Genomic DNA, 608 nt, shown 5'->3' with positions numbered 1-608 from the left:
GCGTGGGCGCTCGCGCACCCGGCGCTGGGGGATGCGGGGGTGTTGTCGCGCGACGAGTTCCCGGCCGGGGACGGCGCGCCTGGGGTGGCGGCGTTCACCGCGGAGCCGTTGGCGGGGGCGTTGGGTGTTTCGCCGTCGGCGGCGCAGGCGTTGCTGGCCGACACCCTCGATCTGGTGCACCGCCTTCCCCGCACGTGGGACCAGGTCCGGGCGTTGGTGCTGCCGGTGTGGAAGGCACGGAAGATCGCGAAGGCCACCCGTGACCTGCCGCGGGAGGCAGCGGCGTGGGTGGACGGTCAGCTGATCGGTGCCGCGGCCTCGATCGGTGCGGCGGCGTTGGACCGGTTGATCGACCTGGCGGTGGCTCGGGTCGACCCCGAAGCCCAGAAGGAGCGGGAGGCCGCGGAGCGTGCCCGGTGGGACGTGACGCTCACCCAGCCGCGACGGTGGGCCGGCACCTCGCAGCTGCAAGCCACTGGTGACACGGTGGCGTTGGGTGAGGTGATGGGGCGGGTCAACGCCGATGCCGACGCCCTCGCGGGTGCGGGTGATGAGGACCCGGTCGGTGCGCGCCGGGTGAAGGCACTCGTGTCGCTGGCGCGCGAGGG

The 608-nt window shown here is 74.2% G+C and carries 1 protein-coding gene; it reads left to right on the top strand.

Going from position 1 to position 608, the window contains the following annotated elements; genetic code table 11:
• On the top strand, positions 1-608 hold a 608-nt coding region (locus IEQ44_RS15535; protein ID WP_193639389.1), incomplete at both ends, for a DUF222 domain-containing protein.

It is taken from the genome of Nocardioides malaquae, assembly GCF_015070385.1.
Classification (GTDB): Bacteria; Actinomycetota; Actinomycetes; order Propionibacteriales; family Nocardioidaceae; genus Nocardioides; species Nocardioides malaquae.
Note: the sequence above shows the minus strand (reverse complement) of the source record. Positions and strands in the feature narration are given on the sequence as shown.